Raw genomic sequence first — 24,676 nt, forward strand, 5'->3', positions numbered from 1 at the left:
CCGTAGCTGCGTTAATGAAAGAACAGTTACGGCGGCTAGCCCTTGCTGTCTATCAGCTTGGGCGTGGAAAATTGTTAATGAAAAATCGGATAATCGTCTGATAAAATTCTATAAACCAACCATTTTAGTGATAATTGCATAATGGTCTTCAAACATCATGGTGGCGTCAAGCTCAGCGAGTGGTAGCCAAAAAGCTGTGGCTGCATCGTCGCCGCCTTTTACTTTTGGCAAGCCTTTTGGGTCATTTTTAAGTTGAAAATAAAAGGCTTGAGTAATTGTACGACCACGTGCTGAGCGATATGGGTCATCAAAGGTATGCTGACTATGACAAGAGCCGCGCAATACTGGCTCAGGGACTTTTAGGCGAGTCTCCTCACGTAGCTCACGGATACAGGCATCGAATAAGGTCTCTTTTGGATTCAAAAATCCGCCTGGTAATGCCCACAGTCCGCGCCCTGGCATGCTGCGGCGCTCAACCAATAGAATATGTCCTGACTGGACAATCAGAGCATCTGCTGTCATAAAGGTTGGTGGATAAGGCGCTGATTCCCACTGTCTTTTATATTTATCAATAAAGTCCGCTTCTTCGTGCAGATTTTGATATTCGTCTGTCTTTTTGAAATCATTTAGAACCTTGCGCGTCGACTCAGGCGTGCGTTCAGGAGTCGGGGTCGCACCCATTAGATAGCTATCGCGAATCGGGGTAGCGGATAGGTTGTGATAGCTCGGTACGGAGACAGATGCCCAGTTGGGGAACAAAGATAAATAATACGATGAGCTGTCTTTTGAGTGACCAATCAGACCGATATCAGTCTGTAAGTCGCCAGTGACGGATTTGACGCCAGCTTGTACATATTGTAGCCAACGCGTGTCATTGTAGAGTGCATCATCGAGTCCAACGCAGTGGATACGCGCAGCTTCCTCTGCTGAATAGGCACCCTTAATCATAGCCGCGCGCTCAGCAACACTAAAAGGATTTCGCAAACTACGTGGCAGATTAGCAGAACCGATGAGCATAATCACATTGTCAGCCCGCTTGAGTGCCTCATCAATAACTGCTTTATGACCACAATGAAAGGGCTGAAAACGCCCGATAAACACCAAATAGCGATAGTGTGTATTGTTTTTATTTGAAGTTTGCTCTGATGCTTCACTCATAAACGCCCAGCTCCTGCCGTACTGCTATCAATTATTAATGGGGATTTTTTAATTATTGGTTGTTAACTAGGATTCAAAATATTATCAATTCAAAATAATTTAAAGACATCAATACTGACACAGGCTGCAACTGGCTGGCAAGTGTAAAGATGTTTAAGGCTGTATCTATATTATTGAGCAATCAAGCTAGAGGTAAATATATAAAGTTAGTCGCTATGCTTATCAATCCACGCCGCAACTGTTGGCCAAACCTCTTTGGCAGCATAGCGGCTATTTAAAATGCGACTATGCGTATAGTCGTCTAAATTGCCATTGCTAAGCGAGTACTCACGAAAGGTATTCGCATGATTGTTAAAATCATTAAACAGTGCGCGACAACCCAAAGTGGGGGAGATAAACTGGTCACCTTTGGCGCTAATAGCATATATGGGTATGGTAATCTTTGGCATATGCTGTCGGTAATCAAAAGGCTCAGGATCAGCAAGTATATATGGCACCCCATTATTATTCATATCGCTTTTAGTCATATCACTTTGTTTGATAGAGCTGCTGTGAAAGTTTTGCTGTAAGTTCCAGTCGTACCACTGCTTCATTGTATGGTAGCTTTCATTGACAGGACCCAGTTTGAGTTTTTGCGCAGGAATATAGCCCGATAAGCGATTGAGATATTTGGCGATAAATATTTTGACACGGTTAATAAGGTGCAAGGCGGCGCCATAGGCTTGGCAGGCAAATAGGCTGATACTGTTTATTTTGTCGATATAGTCTGGGTTTTGAATGAGAAACATGGTTAAGCCGATACCGCCGCCGCTATGAGTGACGCAGTGCAGATTATCGAGGTCTAATTGATGATATAAATAGTCAAACGTCGCAGAAAAATCATAAGTGGCAATGGTTTCAAAATTAAATTTATCTTTTGATGCTGAGCTTGCACCATGACCGCGCCATTCCATGATATAACAGTGATGTCCGAGTATTGCTAAGTATTCAGCGATTCTCAAGCAGGTTTTTTTGTCTGAAAATGTACCATGAGTTAAAAAGATATTTTGGGCTTTATGAGTAGAGCTATCAGATAAATGATGCTGTTTTTTACTATCAAAAATATGCCAAATAGCGATTTGTACATTATCTCTTGTGCTCACAAATTTTAGATTTTCAGTCAACATACAGGGCTCTCTTAAGACTTAGGTTTTCTGAGCAAATTTCTTTAGCTGCTCTCATTGCTTGTAACAGCTTTTAACTACACTGAATGTATCATAGACTTGATAAGTCAGCTTACTGTCTTTATATACAATGAAGATACGGTCAGCTCACTATAAGTGAGTATCATTACAGATAGCCACTGCTAATTCACACCGCTGCAGTCGGAATAGTCGACTAAGTGCGCTATAATGAGCCGTATAAATAGATAGCTGTCATGGTCAAAGCAACAAACGATAAGCATGATAGTCACTGACACATATTCCCTTGCATTGACGACACAAGAAGCGGGTACACAGCACGCTGGTGTCATAACACAGATAGGACGCATTATGAGTGAACATAACCCAACGGATACTCAAGTAGAACCTGCTGCCGATTACGAGTCAGCGCTTGATACTGAGCAAACCGAAGCTAAAAGCAATATTACCATCACGGAAGCGGCGCAAGGTTACTTAGCGGATTTGTTATCGAAGCAAGACACCGACGGTATTGGCGTACGTATTTTTGTTGAACATCCGGGTACACCACGTGCTGAGTGCTGTATGGCTTATAACCAGCCAGGCGAAGAGGATAGTGCTGACCTGAAATTCAGCTACGATAATTTCTCTGCTTTTATTGAAGCGGCATCAGTACCTTATTTAGAAGATGCGGTGATTGACTATAATAAAGACCGTTTTGGTGGTCAGTTGACCTTCCGTGCACCAAACTCCAAAGTGCCAAAAGTGGGCGCTGATGCCAGTGTGGAAGAGCGTATCAACTATGTGTTGCAGTCTGAGATTAATCCAAGTCTGGCGGCGCATGGTGGTGATGTGCAATTGCTTGAATTGATTGATGAAGAAGGCGTTGGCTTGACTGCTGTATTAAAATTTGGTGGTGGTTGCCAAGGCTGTTCAGCAGTTGATATGACTTTGCGTCAAGGTGTTGAAGTGCAACTAAAACAGCAAATACCAGAGCTTACTCAAGTGATTGATGAGACCGATCATACTCGTACTGAAAACGCGTATTATAAATAAGAATGCTTTGATTAATAAAACCTAATCGGTGATTATAAGTACGAATAGGATGCTTGTTTTTTATTGCTTATGAATTTTTGTCATTAAGCGATGGATAATTTGCTATTCTTTTCATAAAGAAGTTGAGTTATGATTAACTCAGCTTTTTTATGCCTATCGTTTAGCGATAGCTATTTTAATCAACAAGTATTTTTTGATAGCGAATAAATATATAGGAGCACAACATGAGTGACGGACAACCAGCTAAGCAAAATAATCAACGCCTTGAAACCTTGGCGATTCATGCCGGATATACTGTAGAACCGACTACCAAAGCAGTCGCCGTACCCATTTATCATACCAGCTCATATGCCTTTGATAATACTCAGCATGGTGCAGACTTGTTTGATTTAAAAGTCGCTGGCAACATTTATACTCGTATCATGAACCCGACCAATGCGGTACTAGAAGAGCGCGTTGCTGCGCTTGAGGGCGGTATCGGCGCGCTTGCTGTGGCTTCTGGTATGGCTGCCATCACTTATGCGATTCAAACCATTTGTGAAGCAGGCGACAATATCGTTGCGGTATCGACGCTATATGGTGGTACTTATAATTTATTCGCTCATGCGCTGCCGCGCCAAGGTATCGAGGTGCGCTTTTTTGACCACAAAAATCCTGAAGCGATTCGTGATTTAATCGATGATAAGACCAAGATGGTCTTTGCGGAAAGTATTGGTAATCCACTCGGCAATATTATTGATATCCAAGCACTCAGTGATATCGCGCATGAATATGGCGTGCCAGTCGTGATTGATAGCACCGTTGCGACACCTGCATTATGTCGTCCATTTGAGTTTGGTGCTGATATTGTCATTCATTCATTGACCAAATATATGAGCGGTACCGGCACCTCGATTGGTGGCGCTATTGTCGATAGTGGTACTTTCCCTTGGGGCGATTATCCTGAACGTTTTCCATTATTAAATACCCCAGATGCCAGCTATCATGGCGTAAACTTCGTCAAAGACGTTGGCGCTGCGGCATTTATCGCCCGTGCTCGTGTGGCACCGCTGCGAAATACTGGCGCAGCGTTAAGCCCGCTCAATGCCTTTAGTATTTTGCAAGGTTTACAGACGCTAGGTTTACGTATGGATCGTCATGTTCAAAACGCACAAGCGGTTGCAGAGTATCTACGTGATCATGATAAAGTTGCTTGGGTAAAATATGCTGGTCTGCCTGACCATCCTGAGCATGAACTTGCCAAAAAATACATGAAAGGGACGCCATCTGCTATTTTGACTTTTGGGGTAAAAGGTGGGCTTGAAGCAGGCTCGCGCTTTATTGATGCTTTGCAGCTGATTACACGCTTGGTGAATATCGGTGATGCCAAATCACTAGCTTGTCATCCAGCAACGACCACCCATCGCCAGCTCAATGAGCAAGAGCTCGAAAAGGCAGGCGTCAGCATTGATATGGTTCGTTTATCAATTGGTATTGAGCATATCGAAGATATCAAAGCCGATTTAGAGCAAGCATTGGCAGCGGCTTAATCAAATAATAGTTTATAAATCAGAAAGCCCATATCAAATCGATATGGGCTTTTTTATTTTCTAAACTATATTTTCTAAGCTATCTAAACACTGCTAAGTATTAGGCTTAATTTTTTAAGCAGTCAGTACACGTTTGGCAATACTCTGATAATCTTCTGACGCTAAACGTGGACCGAGCTGTTGAATCACTTGCGCGGCAACTGCGCTGGCAAGACGACCACATTCTGGCAAACTATATTGCTGCGACAAAGCATATAGAAATGCGCCTGCATAGTTATCACCGGCACCATTGGTATCGATGACACTATCGACTGCTGGCGTAGGGATATCATAAATCTCAATGTCGGACTCATCATTTGGCTGATGTGCAATCACCGCACCATTAGCACCATCAGTGACTACTGCAATTTGGCAGTATTCAAGTAGCGCACGCGCCGCTGAATTGTATTCATTTTCATCTGTAAATAAACGTGCCTCTTCACTATTGCAGAATATCACCGCAACTTTATTGCCGAGCATATTTAGCAAACCCTCTTTAGCGAATTTCACAACGGCTGGATCAGCAAAACTAACGGCAATCTTGGCACCGTTTACAGTCGCTTGCTGACGCAATTGATCCATCGCTGGCTGAATACCTGCAGACATTGCAAGGTAGCCTTCCAAATACAACCACTCAGCTTGAGTTAACGCGTCAAAGTCAACGTTATCAGCGGTTATATCGCTTGAAGTACCTAGGAACGTCTGCATAGTACGCTCGCCATCTTCAGTTACTGCAACCACACATGAGCCAGTTACACCGCCTACATGAATGGACTGAGGTGAGGTGGCAACACCTGCTTCATGTAAGTCTTTTAAATAAAATTCACCTTGCTTATCGTTGCCGACGCGGCAGGCATAAAAAGGTTTACCGCCCAAACTTGAAAACGTGTACATGGCATTGGCAGCTGAACCGCCACCCGCTTGTTTTGATGGTTCTATTTCTGCCAGCTTAAAATATGCCAATAATTGCTGTTGTTCTTCAATACCTGCCAGCGTCATATTACCTTTAGTCAGGTCAGTTTCTTCTAGTGCAGCATCTGATAACAGATATTCGTGGTCAACCAAAGCATTACCTATCGCCATCACATCGTACATTGCTTATCTCTCCTCAAAGAATTTATAACTGCGTCTGTTTGGTTATAATATCCAAAAATTATTATGCTTGTAGCTCAAGTAAGCGCTGATAGAGCGCATTCTTTTTGACACCGGTGATGTCAGCACCTAAAGCGGCAGCTTTTTTAACTGACAAATCCTCTAGTAGCCGTTGCAGCAATTTATCATGAATACTGATGTCATCATCGTCTTGCGCAACATTGGCTCCTGCGACCACCACCACTATTTCGCCGCGCTGCTGACTGTCATCCGCTTTAACAAATTCAACCAAAGCGCCAAGCGTACTTTTATTTACGGTCTCAAAGGTTTTGGTCAATTCACGGCAAAACGTGACTTCGCGCTCAGCACCAAATACAGTCGCCATATCTTCTAAACTGGCAATAATACGGTGCGGCGCTTCGTAAAATATTAAGGTTTCAGTGCGAGAGTGCAATGCTGCCAGCTGCTTTTGACGACCATGGGTTTTTGCTGGTAGAAAACCAATAAAGCTAAAGCGGTCTGAGGGCAATCCTGCAACAGACAGTGCGGCAATAGCAGCAGAGGCGCCAATAATAGGGGATACGCGAACGCCAGCAGCATGTGCTGCTTGTACCAATTGATAACCTGGGTCACTAATAAGTGGCGTGCCAGCATCACTAATCAACGCAACAGAATGACCTTGTTCAATCATCTCAATAATTTTGGGTGTTTGAATGGCGCTGTTGTGTTCATGATAAGCCCAAAGCTTATTATGACCTTTTTGTTTAGCCGTGCTATCAGAGTCTTTTTCGCCATCATTCTTATTATTGTGTACGGTTACCTCTTCAGTATCATCATCCTTATTACCTTTGGTGTTAATGCCAAAGTGTGACAACAGCTTACCTGAGGTGCGCGTATCTTCACAGGCAATGATAGCGACTTGCTTTAAGACGTCAATGGCATGCGGTGTCATGTCGCTCAGATTGCCAATCGGCGTGGCAACGATATATAGACAAGCTGGCATCGCGGTAGGGCTAGACATGAAAACCTCGGGTCATTAAGATAATAAGTAAAGGGATATGGCGCACTGACTGATAAAACTGGCTAACAATATTCAACATTAAAGGCAAAACTGCCTTATCAAATAAAGTTTAAGCACAGCCTAAAAAACCACATCAGTATCTGCACGCGAAAGTGGTTAGTTTAGCATGATGTGCTATGATAATTCTGAAATGTTGAGCAGACTTATAGACGTCATGGCAAATGATAAACCTTTAATGTTAACCTCCCCAAAGCAGCGCCAAGGTAGTTATTTTGAGCAGCAGGCGTGTGAATTTTTGCAAGGACAAGGGCTGATATTGATTGCGCAAAACTGGCAGCAGCCCAAAGTTGGTGAGCTTGATTTGGTGATGTTAGAAAAAGGACAAGCGTGGTCGACACTGGTATTTGTGGAAGTGCGGCAAAGACAGCAATCACATTTTGGTGATGCGGTATTCAGCGTCACAGCAGCCAAGCAACGTAAAATTATCAAAGCAGCGCGTCATTTTTTACAGCAAAACCCTCAATATCATAAATATGAATGCCGGTTTGATGTGATTGCTTATAATACAATGAATAAAAAAAATAAAAATGAAGCCAATATCATGTTGGACAATCAACCAAATCAACGGTTAGAAATTAATCAGCCTGAATGGCTACAAGGCGCATTTATCGCGTCAGCTTGGTAATAAAACTTGTTTATGATTTATTTAAGCGTGGCTAATTTTATAATGTCAAAGCAAATTAAATGAAGTTGTCGTTACCAAAAGCCTAACTGTAAGCAGTAAAAATTCAGTAGAGTAGCGGCACTAAAATAATTTTATTAAATCAGGTTTTTGTCATATTTGTTAAAATTACAACCATTGACTGTTGCTATTATTTATTATGAATACTCATGTACTAAAGAGGTAAATCATGACACAGATGAATCTGCGCACTGCTATTTTTGGCTCACCCCGTCGTAACGCGATAGGCATTATATTAATGTCGAGCATTGTCACGACTGGCTGTACCACCAATTATTTGACCAATAGTACGGAAGGTACTTATGGCGTGCCCATGACTGAGCGTACTATTCCGCAGCGTCTGCTTGATCGTAGTATTGAGCATACCGTCAAGATTAACGTTTATGGTTTGCAGGAAAATTTGCAGCAAACCAGTCGCATGAGTATTGATAGCTTTAATAGTATTGTATTACTGACCGGTGAAGTGCCGACTGAAACAATTAAGGCAGAAGTCAGTAAAGTCGTAGGCTCTATGCCAGATGTTCGTCAAGTCTATAATGAGTTGACAGTTGGTGCTTCAAAAGGCTATAGCCAAACTGTCCATGACGGTTATATCACCTCAAAGCTGATGGCAAAAACAGCCGCTGCTGATGGGGTGAAAGCATCACAAATTAGAGCAGTGACCAATAATGGCGTGGTTTATATCATGGGTCGTATGACACCGACGCAGCAAAGCCACCTGATTGATATTGCCAATAGCACAGTTGGTGTTACAGAATTGGTACTACTGACTACTGTCGTCGATGATCGAGGCGTAAAGCTGGGTAACGATGACATCATGTATGAGGCTAATGCTGCAAATTTAGCCCATCCAACTAGAGTTGCAGTCGTGAATAACAGAGCAATACCTAATACCAGTGGTTCTGTCGCAGCGGATGCGACTATCAGTGCCACACCTATTATAGTGACCGAAGATGGCTCGCCAGTTACCGAGCCTTCATCCAGCCCTTACATTGACCTGTATCGAAACCCATAGATTGTAGTGAATTAGATGAGTGATTAATCTTGATAAGATATTGTTATCTAATGCTAGTTTTATCTTAAAGTAGCCCAAATATCACTCACAAGAACACTAAATACCCATAACAGTAGAAGCACGATAAATTCCCTGTTATTCCGTAAAATATGTACAGTCAAAAAATATTAATCGCAAATATAGTTAATGCAGTGTAGGTAAGATTATAAATCTACAACTGACTGACATATAACAGGAATACTGCTATGAAGGCTTTAAATAATGATGTACAGCGACCTAAGGTAGGAATGTCCAAACTCGTACGTGTAGGGGTTACTACTGCGTTAGCAGTGGGCAGTATTGCGCTAGCGACGCAGCAAGCACAAGCGTTATCAGCGCTGGCTATCGTTAATGGTATTACTTCAAATGGCGGCATTGGGGTTAGTAAAGACATCCTGTATGGTGACGAGCCATTACAAGATTTGGATATTTACTATCCAAAACCTTTAGCGCAGGCTATGAAAACGAATACCACCATCAAACAAGATTATCCGATGGTGGTATTCGTCCATGGTGGCTCTTGGGAGAGTGGAAGTAAGGAAGAATATGCTTTTGTCGGGCAGAGTTTGGCGCAAGCAGGTTATGTGACCGCAGTGATTAATTATCGTAAAGCCCCTGAGCATGTCTATCCTGATTATGTCGAAGATACGGCGCAAGCGATTGCGTGGAGCTATAAAAATGCCAAGCGTTTCCATGCCAATCCAGAGCGTTTTGCAGTCGTTGGTCATTCTGCCGGAGCGTTTAACGCTGTTGCTGCGGTCGCCAATGAGGATTTTTTAAAGCCTTATGGTATTAAGCCAAAAGATATCACTGCAGTGATTGGTATTGCAGGTCCTTATAGTTATGACTTTCGTAAATTTAGTAGCGTCACCGCTTTTGCTACCGACGCGACACCTGATGAGGTAATGCCAGATCGTCAGATCAAAGGGCAGCAGCCGCCGTATTTATTATTGACAGCTGAAAAAGACAAAGTTGTTTATGCGACCAATACCATCAAAATGACACAGGCTTTAAAAGCGGCAGGTGTTACCGTGCAGACAAGTGAAATTGCGGGTGCCAGTCATGCCACCAGTATTGGCGCGATGGCACCACCTCTACGCTGGGTCAATGATGTACGCGCACAAGTATTAAGTTATTTGGATAAAACCCTTAAATAAGGGTTGCAATTAATAAGTCCGACATGGGTATTGATTCTATTTTAGGCTAATAATGGTTAAGCATCGTTGTGTAAGACAGTGCTGTAAGATGGTCAAACTCTTGTTATAATGTCGTCACTTTACCTCTATACCCTATCTAAAACCTTAAGGCAGAATATTCTATGAGCATGAACGCTGATGATTTGATTGCATTTTTACAAACGCATTTTCCAGATGCCTTTATTCAAGCTGCCAATCAAGGAACTAAATTTGATGTGCGTGTGGTTGATGCCAGTTTTGAGGGCAAACGCGCCGTTCAACGTCAGCAAGCTGTTTATGCTTTGGTCAATGATAAAATCGCCAGTGGTGATATTCATGCGCTCAATATTCAAGCGTTAACGCCTGCTGAATGGGATGTTCAATCGCAAGGCTAGATTAGGTTAAAGCTTTTTATTTACGACTGGATTGTTTATTACGAGCAAGTATTTTTGCCATTGATAATTGATTCGGTTTTTCATTGTTTTTATACTTATCGTTAGGTTGTCACCTTTATGGATCAATTTTTAATCACTGGTAGTAGTCGTATCGCAGGGGAAGTCACCATTTCAGGCGCTAAAAATGCCGCGTTGCCGTTGCTTGCGGCTATGATATTGGCTGAGACGCCGACGACATTGCACAATGTGCCATCGCTACAAGATGTGCGCACTTTGATTGAATTGATCGGTGGCATGGGTATCAAAATACAAAAGCAGGGTGATACCGTCACTTGCGATACCAAGAGTATCGATAATTTTTATGCGCCTTATGATTTGGTTAAAACCATGCGCGCCTCAATCTTAGTACTGGGTCCATTGTTGGCACGTTTCGGTGAGGCAGAAGTATCCTTGCCGGGTGGTTGTGCGATTGGTTCGCGCCCCGTTGATCAGCATCTTAAAGCCTTTGAAGCAATGGGTGCTAGTATTACAGTGGAAAACGGCTATGTAATTGCGCAAGCACCAAAAGGCGGTAAGCTGTTAGGTTGTAAGTTCTCCTTTGACATGGTGACGGTAGGCGGTACTGAAAACGTCATCATGGCAGCAGCACTTGCTAAAGGCACGACTGTTTTGGGCAACTGTGCGCTTGAGCCAGAAGTGGTTGATTTGGCTAATATGCTGGTCGCAATGGGTGCTAAAATCAGTGGTATTGGTACAGCAACCATGACGATTGAAGGCGTTGAGCGCTTGCATGGTTGTGAGTACTCGGTCGTGCCAGATCGTATCGAAACAGGCTCTTACCTTGCAGGTGCTTTGATGACACGCGGTGATGTATTGACTAAGAATACTTCTGCGCTACTATTAACACCTGTGCTAGAAAAGTTTGAAGACATGGGTGCAATTATCACTACGGGTGATGATTGGATTCGCGCACAAATGAAAGGTCGACCAAAAGCGGTCGATATTCGTACCCAGCCGCATCCAGGTTTTCCAACGGATATGCAGGCACAGGTGATGGCGATTGCTTGTTTGGCTGATGGCACCAGTACCTTTATCGAAAATATTTTTGAGAACCGTTATATGCATGTCCCTGAGCTTAATCGTTTGGGTGCCTCTATCCAAGTAGACGGTCATACGGCTGTGGTAAAAGGGGTTGAATGTTTTACAGCCGCGCCTGTGATGGCGACTGATTTGCGTGCTTCGATGTCATTGGTAATGGCTGCCGCAACAGCAGAAGGTGAGAGTTTAATTGACCGCATTTACCATATCGACCGTGGCTATGAGCACGTTGAAGACAAATTGCGTGCGCTTGGTGTCAATATCGAGCGTATTAATAGCAACGATTAATAGAGCTTGCTAAAAGTTACAACGCTAGTATTAACACTGGCGTTATAATCAAAATAAATTTTAAGCCTAGTGTAATTTTATTAAAAATGCCCTTTGACGGCGACAACTTTCAGCACCATCAGCACACGGACCAGCGTCACTATGACTGAAGTAACCAACAGCTTACCAACCAGTGGTTTATTAAACGAAGTAAATGATGAGTTTTCAGGCTTAACACTGGCGTTATCCAAGGGTCGTATCTTAGAAGAGACGATGCCACTTTTGCGTGCCGCTGGCGTTGAATTATTGGAAGATCCTGAAGCCTCACGCAAGCTTATTTTTCCAACCTCAAATCCCAATGTCCGAGTATTAATTTTACGCGCAAGCGATGTGCCAACGTATGTTGAACACGGTGCAGCGGACTTTGGTGTGGCAGGTAAAGATGTTTTGCTTGAGCATGGCGCCAATCATGTTTATGAATTATTAGATCTGAAGATTGCTCAGTGTAAGCTCATGACCGCTGGCGTAAAAGATACACCTTTGCCAAACCGTCGCCTACGTATTGCCACCAAATACGTGAATGTTGCCCGTGCTTATTTTGCAAGTCAAGGACAGCAAGTTGATGTGATCAAGCTGTACGGCTCGATGGAACTTGCGCCCTTGGTTGGTTTAGGTGATTTGATAGTCGACGTCGTTGATACGGGCAATACCTTACGTGCCAATGGACTCGAAGCGCGCGATCATATCTGTGATGTCTCTTCCCGTCTTATCGTCAACCAAGTCAGTTATAAGCGCAAGTTTTCATTGCTTGAGCCGATATTGGATAGTTTTAAAAACAGTATCAGCAGTACTTCATAAATCAGTACATGATAAAAGCGTATCGTAGATTGATAATATCAAGCATGGTTATACAAAATTCCAAACCAGTTTAGCGCTCTAAGGAGAACATAGCGTGCTAAACTGGTTTTATTGTATTTGCATCTCAGCTAATAGAAGCACCGTATAGTCTGAATGTGATTGTTATAAATAAGCTGGCATTTAAGCCCTCATATCATCCTTTTTACCGCCGTATTCATGCTCAAATATAGGACAAAGCCATGCGCCAATTAAGTACGCAAGACGCCGATTTTGACAGTCAGTTGACAGAACTGCTTGCTTTTGAAACCGTTAATGATGCCGATTTACTCAAAACGGTAGATGACATTATTAGTAAAGTGCGTCATGGCGGGGATAGTGTGGTGCTAGAATTGACGCAGCAGTTTGATCAACATCCAGCAACGACGATGCAGGCTTTAGAATTATCCAAAGAGGCACTCGCTGAAGCATTTGCCAATCTTGATGATACCGTGAAAAGAGCTCTGACCACAGCAGCGACGCGTGTGCAGAGCTTTCATGAGCGCCAAGTACAAGAGTCATGGCAGTATGAAGATGAATTCGGCAATCGTTTAGGTCAAAAGGTCACGCCGCTTGACCGTGTCGGTATTTATGTGCCGGGCGGTCTGGCATCTTATCCTTCTTCAGTATTAATGAATGCTATCCCTGCCAAAGTTGCTGGCGTCAAAGAAGTCATTATGGTTGTGCCAGCGCCAAAAGGTGTGCTCAATCCCTTGGTATTAGCGGCGGCGCATTTGGCACAAGTTGATCGCGTTTTTACTATTGGCGGTGCACAAGCAGTAGCGGCATTGGCTTATGGTACTGAAACGATTCCGGCAGTAGATAAAATCACTGGACCGGGCAATAAATATGTTGCAGCCGCCAAACGCGCGGTATTCGGTCAAGTCGGTATCGATATGATTGCCGGACCTTCTGAGGTTCTGGTTTATGCAGAAGGCGAAGCAGCAGACCGTGCTGATTGGTTAGCGATGGATTTATTATCACAGGCAGAGCATGACCGTATTGCCCAAGCGATTTTTGTGACCACAAGTGAAAAACAGCTTAAAGAAGTCGCCATTGAAATTGAAAAAGCCTTGGCTGAATTACCCAAGGCAGATATCGCTCGTGATTCGCTAAAAAATCGTGGCGCGCTTATCTTGGTTAAAGACCGTGCAGAAGGCATAGCGGTGATCAATCGCGTTGCGCCTGAGCATTTGGAGCTGTCTGTTGATAATCCAGACGCGTTGCTTGGTAGTATTCGTCATGCAGGTGCTATCTTTATGGGACGTCATACGCCAGAGGCAATCGGTGACTACTGTGCAGGACCGAACCATGTGCTACCGACATCGGGTACAGCACGCTTTTCGTCACCGCTTGGCGTCTATGATTTTCAAAAGAAGTCATCCATTATTTATTGTAGTGAAGCGGGCAGTAAGCCTTTGGCTGAGACGGCAGATATTTTAGCGCAGCATGAGGACTTAGAAGCCCATGCGCGTTCAGCCCGTTATCGTTACCAGTCCTAATTTTCTCAAAAACAATGATTGGAATAACAGGTCTTTGGATAACAATGATTGGAATAATAGTTTTGGAAATAACCATTTCTGTGATTAATAGTAGGATAACTTATGAGTGAATCAAAGATAGATAACAGACTTTGGTCATCTAAAGCGCGTAATTTATCGCCGTATGTTCCTGGCGAGCAGCCCCAGCATGACGACTTGTGCAAGTTGAACACCAATGAAAATCCATTTCCACCTTCACCAAAAGTGGCTGAGGCGATTATTAAAGTCTTAGCGCAGCAAGCGGATGATTTGCGTTTGTATCCTGCACCTGAGTCTGAAGAATTGCGCGGCGCATTGGCCACGCTTTATGATCTTGATATCAATCAAGTGTTCGTTGGTAATGGCTCAGATGAAGTATTGGCATTGGTATTTGCCAGCTTCTTCTTAAAAGAACGTCCAATTTTAGCGCCTGATATTAGCTACAGCTTTTATCCCGTTTATGCCAATACCTTTGGTATAGAGCTTGTGCAAATCCCATTAGAAGCAGATTTTAGTATCAGTCCTGATGCCTATCGTCGACCTTGCAGTGGTATCATTATTGCCAATCCAAATGCGCCAACCGGTTTATTATTGTCGCTTGCTGATATCCGTAAGCTTGCAGGCGAGCACTCAAACTCAGTGATTGTGATTGATGAGGCGTATATTGATTTTGCTCAGCTAGAAGAGAGTAGTCCAGACGTAGAAGTATCAGCGGTTAGCCTTATTAATGAATTTGATAACTTGCTAGTTACCCAGACCTTTTCAAAATCGCGTTCGCTTGCCGGACTGCGTGTCGGTATGGCATTTGGTAATGCCTCTTTGATTGAAGCATTAACGCGTATGAAAAACAGCTTTAATAGCTATCCACTTGATAAGTTGGCACAAGCTGGTGCAACAGCTAGCGTCTTAGATGTTGAATATTTTGAGAAAATTCGCCAGCAGGTCATTGATTTGCGTACATCGTTGACGGTTGAGTTGACGGCCTTAGGTTATGACGTACTGCCATCACATGCCAACTTTGTCTTTGCGCGCCCTCATGATGGTGCTGCCAGTCAAGTAGCAGAAGTATTACGTGAGCAAGGTATCATTATTCGTCATTTTGATAAGCCGCGTATTAATGAGTATCTGCGCATTACGATTGGCACCGCTGCCCAGAACGAGCGTTTAATTGATGCGTTAAAAGCGCTACAGGCTGTAGCGGATGTCGAGGCAAATTAATACCTAGCTCAACTATAGTACTAAAAGAATGTTTCATAAGTAATAAAAAGAGCCTGCTCACATGATGTTAGCAGGCTCTTTTGCGCCGCTTTAAGCTGTTTTTCAATATAAAGCTCAGTGGTTGGCTGTATTAGCAAGGACAGATAATAGGTTACCGACTTTATCTAGGCACTCCTGATATTCAGCATCGCAGTCGGAGGCAACGGTAATACCTCCGCCCGCCCATAAACTGACTTGTTTAGTGTTGTCTGTTGTGCTGGTTGTCTGTAGTGTGCGAATCAGTACATTCCACTGACCGCTACCATCAAAGTTCATATAGCCCATAGTGCCACAATAAGCACTACGTGGTGCCGCTTCCAATTCTGCAATAATCTCCACCGCCCGTTTCTTTGGCGTGCCAGTAATTGATCCTGCAGGCAAACTGCCAAATAAGACGCTTAACGGATGAGTATCTGTCTTGAGCTCGGCGGTAATGGTGCTGACCATATGATGTACATTACTAAAGCTCTCAATCGCAAATAGCTGAGGCACTTTTACGCTACCGATTTTGGCGTATTTACCCAAGTCATTACGTAACAAATCCACAATCATAACGTTTTCTGCACGGTCTTTTTCGCTGTTGATTAACTGCTGCTTGTAGTCATTATCTTGTTCGATTGTTAAGCCGCGCGGCATCGTTCCTTTGATTGGCTTGGTACGTATATGATGCTTGCCAGTCTCAATATCTTTGCTAAAGGTAAAAAACAATTCCGGCGAACAGCTTAATAATTCAAACTGATGGTTTGAGGTATTTACTTTACCTTCATGATTATAGCTATCAATGGCTATATATCCTGCAAAAGGCGCTTGGGTATTAGCGTGCAAAGCAGGTAAATAGTCAATGAGGCTTGTGACTGAATTATCTTCATAAGTGCTTAAATAGCCACTCCATGCTTGGGTTAAATTAATCTGATAACAATCGCCTTGTTGCAAATAATTTTGCGTTTGATGGAACGCCTGCTGATAGTGTCGTTTGCTCCATTGAGCTTCTAGTAATAAAGGCGGCGTTTTACAGGAGTATTTTTCAGTGACATTCTCATTCGATAGTTGATTATCCAAACTATCTAAATAAGATGTCAGCACTCTGATTAGTGCATTTGTATCCTGCTGGACTGAGCTGCTGTCAGAGTTATTATTGTTATCATTTTTTACCTTTAGCTGCCAACTGCTTTGACTGTCTGAATCAGCGGTTAGGTAAATATCATAATGCCCCAATAACGCGCACGGCTGTGCTGCCATCTCAATATTGGCAGTTGGACTTAATTCATGAGCGCCAATGTCATAACTGATAAAACCTATCAAGCCATGCTGATAATTCGGCGACTGATTATCCTGACTTATTAAGAGTGAGCTAGCACTGTTATTTTCATGAGCCTGACTATAAGCAATTAATTCCTCTTGCCAGTCGCTATAACTCATATAGCTTGTAATAGCACTATCACTGGAATTACTATAAAGGTGAACATGCCCACGCCGTGTTTTCTCGACTTTATAAAGGCTTGCCTGTTTAGTAGCATGCAGCGTGTCATTAGTCACAGGATAAACGCACCAGCTCGTCTTTGGTAATAAGCCAATCACAGGTCGCCCATCATTATTGAGCCAAACCAATTGCCAGTTTGCTTTGCTATTTTGTTCTAACAAATGTCGTTGCAGGTGCGGCATTAATTCGGCAGCAGATAAGTCACCAAAACGCCAGCTAGTTTTGCTAGCTGGCGGTAGGGCAGAATCTGTCTGCACAGTGGTATGAGTATCTATTACAACCATAGTTTAAGCGTCAAACTTTTTGATGATTAGTGTTGCATTGGTACCGCCAAAGCCAAAGCTATTGCTCATAAGGGTTTCAAGCTCAACATCGCGTTTTTCAGTGACGATATCAAAGCCTTTGGCAGCTGGATCTAATTCTGTAATATTGATACTTGGTGCAATAAAGTTGTCTTGTAACATCAGTAAGCAATAAATCAGCTCTTGTGCACCAACCGCACCTAAGCTATGACCTGTCATAGACTTAGTCGAGCTAATGGCAGGCACTTTACTGATATCGTTATCAAATACTTTGGCAATGGCTTTAAGCTCAGTGATGTCACCAAGTGGCGTACTAGTACCATGGCTATTGATATAATCCACGCTTTCTAAACTCGCTTCAGCAAGTGCTAGCTTCATACAGCGTACTGCGCCTTCACCGCTTGGCGCAACCATTTCTGCGCCATCAGAGCTGGCACCATAACCGACAATTTCAGCCAAAATATTGGCACCGCGTGCTTGGGCATGCTCAAGACTTTCAACGACTACCATCGCGCCACCTGCCGCGATAACAAAACCGTCACGGTCTTTATCATAAGCTCTTGAGGCAAGCTCTGGGGTAGCGTTGTATTGAGTGCTGACTGCGCCCATGGCATCAAACATACAAGACTGAGTCCAATGTTCTGCTTCACTACCACCAGCGAGTATCACATCTGCTTTACCCAATTGAATAAGCTCGGCAGCATGACCGATACAATGCGTTGACGTGGCACAAGCCGAGGTTAATGAGTATGAGATACCTTGGATTTTTAGACCAGTAGCGAGCGCCGCCGATACTGAGCTGCCCATTGTTTTTGGTACAGCCATCGCACCAACGCCGCGTAACCCTTTTTCTCGCATGGCATCTATTGCATTGGCGATATTTTCTGTTGACGCGCCGCCTGAGCTGGCGACCACGCCCACACGCGGATTGTTATTGATGGTTTCTAAAGAGAGTCCAGCGTGCTTAATTGCACTTAACGCACTGACATAAGCATATAGGCTTGCGTCACTAAAAAACCGTTTTAGTTTCCGGTCAATAGCTGAGGTATCAAGCTGTGAGTGATCAATACTGCCGCTGACGTGTGATTTGAACTCGTGCTCAGCATAAGATTCGTTGAATGTGATGCCAGAGCGCCCTTGTTTAAGAGCTTCTGTGACAGTAGCCAAATCATGTCCGATACAAGAGACAATCCCTGCTCCAGTGATAACAACGCGGCGCATACAATATTCCTTATTAGTAACGATTTTTTTGATAATTACTTTTAATCATCGTTTTAAAATATCTACTTCTACCATATCACTTCATCTCTATCTGTCTTTGATAATATAATGTGTTGTTATATCAAGGCATTTAAGTCCTAGAAGCGGACTCTAACGCTATCATGGATTCATAGAGAGTTGAGAGAAATAGAGTGCAGGTAAATAATGGTACAAGTGTACTTTGAATTATGGCATATGATACCGTATCGAGGTGGCAAAATGTTTGAGTAAATGCAAAATAATAATAAAATAGGGCTTATCAGCAACAATGGTTATTCTATAGTTTTATGCAGTTTGTTATTAAGAAGCAAACAATGAGGGCGATGCATGCCATGGTACAAGCTTCTTTAATATGAGCCGATGTAATAGATATACTATGAGGGTTAAGTTGTCATCGATAAATGACACTTTTAGATACAAAAGGGCTGATAGCGATAACATTGTTCGCACTGACACTCACAATAGGGGTTCGCTAGAATGGCAAACAGCGTATTATTATAAAAAGAGTGTTAGAGCAGCATTTTAACAATAGTGATTTAACACTTAACACTTAGTACTTTAACCATATTACTTTATAACAAACATCATATTAAGGATATCAAGATGGGAAAGCGTAGCACTTTATCGAAAGGTATTAGTACGGTTGGCTCTTTTACGCGTGGCAATCTAGAGCGTATGGGTGCCATGATTGATAGCGCGAATGCAAAAACTGGCAAACCGCGTCAATTTAAAGCGGTGAACTTAGGCGATGAAGATTACCAACAAGATTTGTTCCGTGAGCAAACGTTAAAAGCCACTCAGCAGTTATTGGGCACACGCTTTACTGCTTATGGTAAATATGCCAAAAAAGTGGTACCGAACAGCTTTTTTGAATCGACCGTTGATGGCGCTTTTGCTCAAATTGCTAAGCTTGCCGACAACTGGAGTCAAATTGATTTACCGAATCAGCATCGCTTTGCCAATATTGTGAGCTTAGACGACGAGCAGCGTTACGCGTTAGCGACCGATATCGCCAACCAAAACCGTGCGCTGGCCACGCTTGGCGGTGTTACAGGTTTGGCAGGTTTGCCGGGCTTATTGGCTGATACCTTATGGTTATTATTGGTGTCTTTGCGTACAGTTTATCAATTGGGCGCTGTTTATAATAAGCCGTTAACTGGTAAGCAAGGCGTCAAAATGGCATATGAGTTACTTGCCAATGCAGATCTCAGCAAAATGCAAGAGAAGCAAGCATTGCTGGCAGGTATTGGTATTGGTAAAGGTTTACTGGATAGTGCCCAAAGCAGTGGTTTGCACAATGAGCTCAAAAACTTAGGCTTGCAGAATAAAAAAGTTAATTTTTACGCAGAGCAAGTGGACAGTATTGCTAGTCAGGTCGGTGTTGATTTGGATCAAATTAACTTAACATGGATACGTCGATTCCTGCCAGCCACTGCCGTTATCGTTGGTATGCGCTATAACAGTCAGCTGATTGATGAGGTCATTGGCGTTGCTCAAGCAACTTTTGCGCCAGAAGCTAAGCTTGCCAATCGCGCTATTACTGATGACAGTAGCAGCGAAGTAAAGGTTAGTAAGGCAACGGGCAGCACTGAGCAGAAAGAAGACAAAGCTCAAGATGCAGCATCAAAGAACATAAAGTCAGACGCTAATGCTGCAAAAGAGGATGCAAAAGATACTCAGAAAAAAGCTGACGATAAAGAAAACGATGTTGATGCTATAGCTGACGAAAAGAAGACTAGTGAAAAGAAAGTCGACAGCACTAAGAATGATAAGCAGAATAGTGCAGATAAATCTTCTGACAGCAAAACAAAAAAAGCCGCTGCTAAGTCGAGTAAATGATAAGCCATTAAGGTTTATTGATTACTTCGTTTTAGAATACTGAAGCTCTACATATTTGCTATTTATCTTTAATGTTGGCGATATAGGCTTACTTCTATTGAAAATTAAACCGATATCGCCATATAGCTCAGGTAAATGACTGTTTTTTATCTCTAAATATCTTATCTAAATGATGTAAGCATCTACTTTTGATACCGTATTTAGTTAGCTGTTTTTTCGGTTATGCCGTTAAAAATAGATAAAGTGGTATAGTAGTAGACTGAATACATATCTATCCGCTGCTGTAAAGTCCAACTGCTCATAAGTGGTTGAAATAGCAGCAACAAGTCTTTATAATACACTGTCCTAAAAATGGGTGTGCCAAAATCTGTCTTTAAAGTCAGATGGATGGTGCGTTTCCCTATTTTTTTGTTTTTTACCAAACGGGAGAAGGATGCCTCATGGCAACAACTAACCAATTGATTCGTAAAGGTCGCAAAACCATCAAGGAAAAGTCAAAAGTTCCTGCGTTGGAAGCGTGCCCACAACGCCGTGGTGTATGTACTCGCGTATATACTACTACCCCTAAAAAACCTAACTCAGCCATGCGTAAAGTATGTCGTGTACGTTTGACTTCAGGTTATGAAGTATCAAGCTACATCGGCGGCGAAGGTCATAACCTACAAGAGCACAGTGTTGTTCTTATCCGCGGTGGTCGTGTAAAAGATCTACCAGGTGTACGTTATCACACCGTTCGTGGTGCACTAGATTGCGCAGGCGTTAAAGACCGTAAGCAAGGTCGTTCTAAATATGGTGCTAAGAAACCTAAAGTTTAATAACTAACCGTTATTAAATGAGTTTCTTTGTATCAAACATTAACTGTGCATGGGTCTGATGTGAGTAATTTTTGACCAAATGAGTCATTAACCTTTATCACACACCGCCATGCAGTAAGGCTGACTGACAACTCGATATAACGCCATCCAATATTAATTGGTGCGAGATTGTGAATGTCAGACACTCCTGAAGAAAAGGATATTTATTATGCCAAGACGTCGCGTCGTTGCTACCCGTGAGATCCTACCGGATCCTAAGTTTGGTAGCCAAACTGTTGCAAAATTCATCAACCATGTCATGAGTCATGGTAAAAAATCTACTGCTGAGCGTATCGTTTACGGTGCACTTGAGACAGTAAGCCAAAAGCGTAACATCGAAGATCCAGTTTCTTTCTTTGAAGAAGTATTGGAAAATGTTCGCCCAATGGTTGAAGTAAAAGCTCGCCGTGTTGGTGGTGCAACCTACCAAGTGCCAATGGAAGTACGCCCCTCCCGTCGTACCGCCTTGGCTATGCGTTGGTTAGCTGAAGCTGCTGCAAAGCGTTCTGAGAAATCAATGGCTTTGCGTTTAGCTGGCGAATTGAATGATGCTGCTGATGGCAAAGGTAATGCTATGAAGAAGCGTGACGAAGTTCACCGCATGGCAGATGCTAACAAAGCATTCTCTCATTACCGTTTCTAAGCTACTCTTAATTAAGCTGTTCTTTTAAATATAGCTTTTTAAAAGTAGTTTTGGATGACTGGTGTATGCCAGTCATCTAGATATAATTTATTTATTCTATTGATTGTCGCCATTGTTAATAAATGATTTGCTTGTAATTATTGAAAGATAATAACAGACACACTCATTTCAGATGGCGGACATCTGTCAAGATGCTGTTCTGAAAAGGGATGCTATTCTGTAAAGAAAGTCTCCTGAGTTTGATGCCGCACTATTCTTAGTAGTTACTCTTTTTTGCCCGTATTAGGTTCAATGATTAGTAATATTGCAGGGCTGAATGGCTTTGTCATAGAGTAGAGGTAGAGACACAACACATTAATATATACACGAATTTCCCTAGGAAAACACTATGGCTCGTAAAACTCCCCTAAAGCGCTATCGCAATATTGGTATCTCTGCGCACATTGATGCTGGTAAAACGACCACTACTGAACGTGTTTTGTTCTATACCGGTGTTAGCCACAAGATTGGTGAAGTACATGATGGCGCAGCCACTATGGACTGGATGGAGCAAGAACAAGAGCGTGGTATTACTATCACCTCAGCGGCGACAACTTGTTTTTGGTCAGGTATGGCAAAACAGTTTGACGAACACCGTATCAATATCATTGACACCCCAGGTCACGTTGACTTCACGATTGAAGTTGAACGTTCTATGCGTGTTCTTGATGGCGCTTGCATGGTTTACTGTGCAGTAGGCGGCGTTCAGCCACAGTCTGAAACCGTATGGCGTCAGGCAAACAAATATAAAGTTCCACGTCTTGCATTCATTAACAAAATGGATCGCGTTGGCGCTGATTTCTACCGCGTAGTAGAACAGATTAAAACTCGTCTAGGCGGCAAGCCAGTACCATTGGTTATCCCAATTGGTAAAGAAGACGACTTTGAAGGCGTTGTAGATCTAGTAACGATGAAAGCCATCTATTGGGACGAAGCGTCTCAAGGTATGGAATATGATGAGCGTGAAATCCCAGCAGAACTACAAGAAAAAGCGGAAGAATATCGTGAGTATCTAGTAGAAAGCGCTGCTGAAGCGACTGAAGAATTGATGAATGAGTATCTTGAGAACGGTGAATTAACTGTTGAACAAATTAACTCTGCTATTCGCCAGTTGACTATTGATAACGAAATCATTCCACTTCTTTGTGGTACTGCCTTTAAAAACAAAGGTGTACAGAAGATGTTGGACGCTGTTATTCAGTATCTTCCTGCACCAATGGATGTACCTGCTATTAAAGGTATCCTTGATGATAAAGATGAATCTGAAGGCACTCGTGAAGCGTCAGACGAAGCACCGTTCTCAGCTTTAGCATTCAAAATCATGAATGACAAGTTCGTTGGTAACTTAACCTTCGTTCGTGTTTATTCAGGTGTTCTAAAGCAAGGTAGCAGCGTTTACAACCCAGTTAAAATGAAACGTGAGCGCGTTGGCCGTATCGTACAGATGATGGCAAACTCTCAAGAAGAGTTGCAAGAAATCCGTACTGGTGATATCGCAGCCTTGGTTGGCATGAAAGATGTAACCACTGGTGATACGTTGTGTGATGAGCAAAATGTTATTACGCTTGAGCGTATGGAATTCCCAGATCCAGTTATCAGTCTAGCGGTTGAACCTAAAACCAAAGCTGACCAAGAAAAAATGTCAATCGCTTTAGGTCGTTTGGCGAAAGAAGATCCATCGTTCCGTGTACATACTGACGAAGAATCTGGTCAGACTATCATCAGTGGTATGGGTGAGCTGCATCTTGAGATTCTTGTTGACCGTATGAAGCGTGAGTTTGGTGTTGAAGCTAACATCGGTGCACCTCAGGTTGCTTATCGCGAAACGATTCGTAACACGGTTGAGCAAGAAGGCAAATTCGTACGTCAGACTGGTGGTCGTGGTAAATTCGGTCACGTTTGGTTACGTCTTGAGCCTATGGATCCAGCTGGCGATGTTCTTTATGAATTTAAAGAAGAAGTTGTTGGTGGTACGGTACCAAAAGAATTCCACGGTGCGGTTGATAAAGGTATTCAAGAGCGCATGAAAAACGGCGTACTTGCAGGTTACCCAATCGTTGGCGTAAAAGCGACCTTGTATGATGGTTCTTACCATGATGTTGACTCGGATGAGTTATCATTTAAAATGGCTGGTTCTATCGCATTCCGTAAAGGCTTCATGGCTGCAAACCCAACGCTACTTGAGCCAGTGATGAAAGTAGAAGTTGAAACACCTGAAGACTATATGGGCGATATCATGGGCGATCTTAACCGTCGTCGTGGTATGGTTCAAGGTATGGAAGACTTACCTGGCGGCACTAAGCAGATTCGTGCTGAAGTACCATTAGCGGAAATGTTTGGCTATGCCACACAAATGCGTTCAATGTCACAGGGCCGTGCAACTTACTCTATGGAATTCCAAAAGTACGCTGAAATTCCAAAATCAGTTGCAGAAGCTATCATCTCTAAATTCAACAATAAAGATGATGACGAATAAGCAAAAATCTATCGATAATGGCAATATAGGACATATCTTTATATTGTCAGTAGATAATCGAGCAATAATTGGTTAAAAGACTTGTTATTGCTCGTGATTTTCTTATAATATCTGCACATTAGTATGTGCACCCTTTTAACAGTTATCTTAATGTGGTCAGTATTCACTTAATTACTTTATATAAATTAAGCAGTTGACCCCAAAAAAAGAGGAAATACCCATGGCAAAGGCCAAGTTTGAACGTCTAAAACCACATGTTAACGTCGGTACCATCGGACACGTTGACCACGGTAAAACCACCCTTACCGCTGCAATCGCAACCGTAG

General features: G+C 42.8%; 21 protein-coding genes. 15 read left to right on the top strand and 6 right to left on the bottom strand.

Translation table 11 applies throughout. The features are described 5' to 3' along the window. Positions 1-108 precede the first annotated feature (108 nt). Positions 109-1,158, bottom strand: a complete 1,050-nt coding sequence (locus FQ082_RS11840; RefSeq protein ID WP_149493231.1) for a bifunctional nicotinamide-nucleotide adenylyltransferase/Nudix hydroxylase — start codon at positions 1,156-1,158, stop codon at positions 109-111. Between the two features lie 206 nt (positions 1,159-1,364). After that, on the bottom strand, positions 1,365-2,324 hold the full coding sequence (locus FQ082_RS11845) for an alpha/beta fold hydrolase (RefSeq protein ID WP_149493232.1): 960 nt from the start codon (positions 2,322-2,324) through the stop codon (positions 1,365-1,367). Between the two features lie 366 nt (positions 2,325-2,690). Between FQ082_RS11845 and nfuA the strand changes: the two genes are divergently transcribed. Both nfuA and FQ082_RS11855 read left to right on the top strand, forming a co-directional pair. After that, a complete protein-coding gene (gene nfuA, locus FQ082_RS11850) occupies positions 2,691-3,374 on the top strand; it encodes a Fe-S biogenesis protein NfuA (RefSeq protein ID WP_041753256.1) in 684 nt (227 codons plus the stop codon). Positions 3,375-3,598: 224 nt separating this feature from the next. After that, positions 3,599-4,903 (top strand): O-acetylhomoserine aminocarboxypropyltransferase/cysteine synthase family protein, encoded by a 1,305-nt coding sequence (locus tag FQ082_RS11855; RefSeq protein ID WP_149493233.1) that lies wholly within the window; start codon positions 3,599-3,601, stop codon positions 4,901-4,903. A 114-nt stretch (positions 4,904-5,017) separates the two neighbouring features. Here the strand turns inward: FQ082_RS11855 and FQ082_RS11860 are convergent, their stop codons facing one another. Together FQ082_RS11860 and rsmI are read right to left on the bottom strand one after the other, a co-directional pair. Next, entirely contained in the window at positions 5,018-6,037 is a 1,020-nt protein-coding gene (locus tag FQ082_RS11860; protein WP_149493234.1) for an adenosine kinase, read from the bottom strand. A 61-nt stretch (positions 6,038-6,098) separates the two neighbouring features. Next, on the bottom strand, positions 6,099-7,055 hold the full coding sequence (gene rsmI / locus FQ082_RS11865; RefSeq protein ID WP_149493235.1) for a 16S rRNA (cytidine(1402)-2'-O)-methyltransferase: 957 nt from the start codon (positions 7,053-7,055) through the stop codon (positions 6,099-6,101). 166 nt (positions 7,056-7,221) lie between these two features. Here rsmI and FQ082_RS11870 point away from each other — a divergent pair, with 166 nt between their 5' ends. The 8 genes from FQ082_RS11870 (at position 7,222) to hisC (ending at position 15,418) form a co-directional block, all read left to right on the top strand. Then, positions 7,222-7,740: a YraN family protein gene (locus FQ082_RS11870; RefSeq protein ID WP_149493236.1), complete on the top strand. Its 519-nt coding sequence runs from the start codon at positions 7,222-7,224 to the stop codon at positions 7,738-7,740. A gap of 226 nt (positions 7,741-7,966) precedes the next feature. After that, the gene (locus FQ082_RS11875) at positions 7,967-8,812 is read left to right on the top strand and encodes a BON domain-containing protein (RefSeq protein ID WP_149493237.1); all 846 of its coding nucleotides are present in this window, start codon (positions 7,967-7,969) and stop codon (positions 8,810-8,812) included. 245 nt (positions 8,813-9,057) lie between these two features. Next, the gene (locus FQ082_RS11880) at positions 9,058-10,008 is read left to right on the top strand and encodes an alpha/beta hydrolase (RefSeq protein ID WP_149493238.1); all 951 of its coding nucleotides are present in this window, start codon (positions 9,058-9,060) and stop codon (positions 10,006-10,008) included. A 161-nt stretch (positions 10,009-10,169) separates the two neighbouring features. After that, positions 10,170-10,421: a BolA family protein gene (locus FQ082_RS11885; protein WP_011514505.1), complete on the top strand. Its 252-nt coding sequence runs from the start codon at positions 10,170-10,172 to the stop codon at positions 10,419-10,421. Between the two features lie 117 nt (positions 10,422-10,538). Continuing rightward, a complete protein-coding gene (gene murA, locus FQ082_RS11890; RefSeq protein ID WP_020444326.1) occupies positions 10,539-11,807 on the top strand; it encodes a UDP-N-acetylglucosamine 1-carboxyvinyltransferase in 1,269 nt (422 codons plus the stop codon). 141 nt (positions 11,808-11,948) lie between these two features. Next, positions 11,949-12,644 carry an ATP phosphoribosyltransferase gene (gene hisG / locus FQ082_RS11895; protein WP_149493239.1) on the top strand — a complete coding sequence of 232 codons (696 nt, stop codon included), beginning with the start codon at positions 11,949-11,951 and terminating at the stop codon, positions 12,642-12,644. A gap of 239 nt (positions 12,645-12,883) precedes the next feature. Next, entirely contained in the window at positions 12,884-14,182 is a 1,299-nt protein-coding gene (gene hisD / locus FQ082_RS11900; RefSeq protein WP_149493240.1) for a histidinol dehydrogenase, read from the top strand. Between the two features lie 102 nt (positions 14,183-14,284). Beyond that, positions 14,285-15,418, top strand: coding sequence for a histidinol-phosphate transaminase (gene hisC, locus FQ082_RS11905; RefSeq protein WP_149493241.1), 1,134 nt, complete (start codon positions 14,285-14,287; stop codon positions 15,416-15,418). Between the two features lie 114 nt (positions 15,419-15,532). Here hisC and FQ082_RS11910 read toward each other — a convergent pair whose 3' ends face one another. Beyond that, positions 15,533-17,221, bottom strand: coding sequence for an anthranilate synthase component I family protein (locus tag FQ082_RS11910; protein WP_149493242.1), 1,689 nt, complete (start codon positions 17,219-17,221; stop codon positions 15,533-15,535). A 3-nt stretch (positions 17,222-17,224) separates the two neighbouring features. Next, on the bottom strand, positions 17,225-18,460 hold the full coding sequence (locus tag FQ082_RS11915; protein ID WP_149493243.1) for a beta-ketoacyl-ACP synthase II: 1,236 nt from the start codon (positions 18,458-18,460) through the stop codon (positions 17,225-17,227). Between the two features lie 642 nt (positions 18,461-19,102). Between FQ082_RS11915 and FQ082_RS11920 the strand changes: the two genes are divergently transcribed. The 5 genes from FQ082_RS11920 to FQ082_RS11940 form a co-directional block, all read left to right on the top strand. Then, entirely contained in the window at positions 19,103-20,338 is a 1,236-nt protein-coding gene (locus tag FQ082_RS11920) for an EcsC family protein (protein ID WP_149493244.1), read from the top strand. 440 nt (positions 20,339-20,778) lie between these two features. Then, on the top strand, positions 20,779-21,153 hold the full coding sequence (gene rpsL, locus FQ082_RS11925; RefSeq protein ID WP_011281154.1) for a 30S ribosomal protein S12: 375 nt from the start codon (positions 20,779-20,781) through the stop codon (positions 21,151-21,153). Between the two features lie 208 nt (positions 21,154-21,361). Then, a complete protein-coding gene (gene rpsG / locus FQ082_RS11930; RefSeq protein WP_011514497.1) occupies positions 21,362-21,835 on the top strand; it encodes a 30S ribosomal protein S7 in 474 nt (157 codons plus the stop codon). Between the two features lie 388 nt (positions 21,836-22,223). Further along, the gene (fusA, locus tag FQ082_RS11935; RefSeq protein WP_133104816.1) at positions 22,224-24,350 is read left to right on the top strand and encodes an elongation factor G; all 2,127 of its coding nucleotides are present in this window, start codon (positions 22,224-22,226) and stop codon (positions 24,348-24,350) included. 220 nt (positions 24,351-24,570) lie between these two features. Beyond that, a partial coding sequence (locus tag FQ082_RS11940; RefSeq protein WP_262498216.1) for a GTP-binding protein occupies positions 24,571-24,676 on the top strand: 106 nt, incomplete at its 3' end.

The organism is Psychrobacter sp. ANT_H56B, from assembly GCF_008369245.1.
Taxonomy (GTDB): domain Bacteria; phylum Pseudomonadota; class Gammaproteobacteria; order Pseudomonadales; family Moraxellaceae; genus Psychrobacter; species Psychrobacter cryohalolentis.

What these genes read in the sequence shown, in the direction of transcription:
- FQ082_RS11840 (WP_149493231.1), bottom strand. Translation starts at nt 1,158, where the DNA reads ATGAGTGAAGCATCAGAGCAAACTTCAAATAAAAACAATACACACTAT.
- FQ082_RS11845 (WP_149493232.1), bottom strand. Translation starts at nt 2,324, where the DNA reads ATGTTGACTGAAAATCTAAAATTTGTGAGCACAAGAGATAATGTACAA.
- nfuA (WP_041753256.1), top strand. Translation starts at nt 2,691, where the DNA reads ATGAGTGAACATAACCCAACGGATACTCAAGTAGAACCTGCTGCCGAT.
- FQ082_RS11855 (WP_149493233.1), top strand. Translation starts at nt 3,599, where the DNA reads ATGAGTGACGGACAACCAGCTAAGCAAAATAATCAACGCCTTGAAACC.
- FQ082_RS11860 (WP_149493234.1), bottom strand. Translation starts at nt 6,037, where the DNA reads ATGTACGATGTGATGGCGATAGGTAATGCTTTGGTTGACCACGAATAT.
- rsmI (WP_149493235.1), bottom strand. Translation starts at nt 7,055, where the DNA reads ATGTCTAGCCCTACCGCGATGCCAGCTTGTCTATATATCGTTGCCACG.
- FQ082_RS11870 (WP_149493236.1), top strand. Translation starts at nt 7,222, where the DNA reads ATGATGTGCTATGATAATTCTGAAATGTTGAGCAGACTTATAGACGTC.
- FQ082_RS11875 (WP_149493237.1), top strand. Translation starts at nt 7,967, where the DNA reads ATGACACAGATGAATCTGCGCACTGCTATTTTTGGCTCACCCCGTCGT.
- FQ082_RS11880 (WP_149493238.1), top strand. Translation starts at nt 9,058, where the DNA reads ATGAAGGCTTTAAATAATGATGTACAGCGACCTAAGGTAGGAATGTCC.
- FQ082_RS11885 (WP_011514505.1), top strand. Translation starts at nt 10,170, where the DNA reads ATGAGCATGAACGCTGATGATTTGATTGCATTTTTACAAACGCATTTT.
- murA (WP_020444326.1), top strand. Translation starts at nt 10,539, where the DNA reads ATGGATCAATTTTTAATCACTGGTAGTAGTCGTATCGCAGGGGAAGTC.
- hisG (WP_149493239.1), top strand. Translation starts at nt 11,949, where the DNA reads ATGACTGAAGTAACCAACAGCTTACCAACCAGTGGTTTATTAAACGAA.
- hisD (WP_149493240.1), top strand. Translation starts at nt 12,884, where the DNA reads ATGCGCCAATTAAGTACGCAAGACGCCGATTTTGACAGTCAGTTGACA.
- hisC (WP_149493241.1), top strand. Translation starts at nt 14,285, where the DNA reads ATGAGTGAATCAAAGATAGATAACAGACTTTGGTCATCTAAAGCGCGT.
- FQ082_RS11910 (WP_149493242.1), bottom strand. Translation starts at nt 17,221, where the DNA reads ATGGTTGTAATAGATACTCATACCACTGTGCAGACAGATTCTGCCCTA.
- FQ082_RS11915 (WP_149493243.1), bottom strand. Translation starts at nt 18,460, where the DNA reads ATGCGCCGCGTTGTTATCACTGGAGCAGGGATTGTCTCTTGTATCGGA.
- FQ082_RS11920 (WP_149493244.1), top strand. Translation starts at nt 19,103, where the DNA reads ATGGGAAAGCGTAGCACTTTATCGAAAGGTATTAGTACGGTTGGCTCT.
- rpsL (WP_011281154.1), top strand. Translation starts at nt 20,779, where the DNA reads ATGGCAACAACTAACCAATTGATTCGTAAAGGTCGCAAAACCATCAAG.
- rpsG (WP_011514497.1), top strand. Translation starts at nt 21,362, where the DNA reads ATGCCAAGACGTCGCGTCGTTGCTACCCGTGAGATCCTACCGGATCCT.
- fusA (WP_133104816.1), top strand. Translation starts at nt 22,224, where the DNA reads ATGGCTCGTAAAACTCCCCTAAAGCGCTATCGCAATATTGGTATCTCT.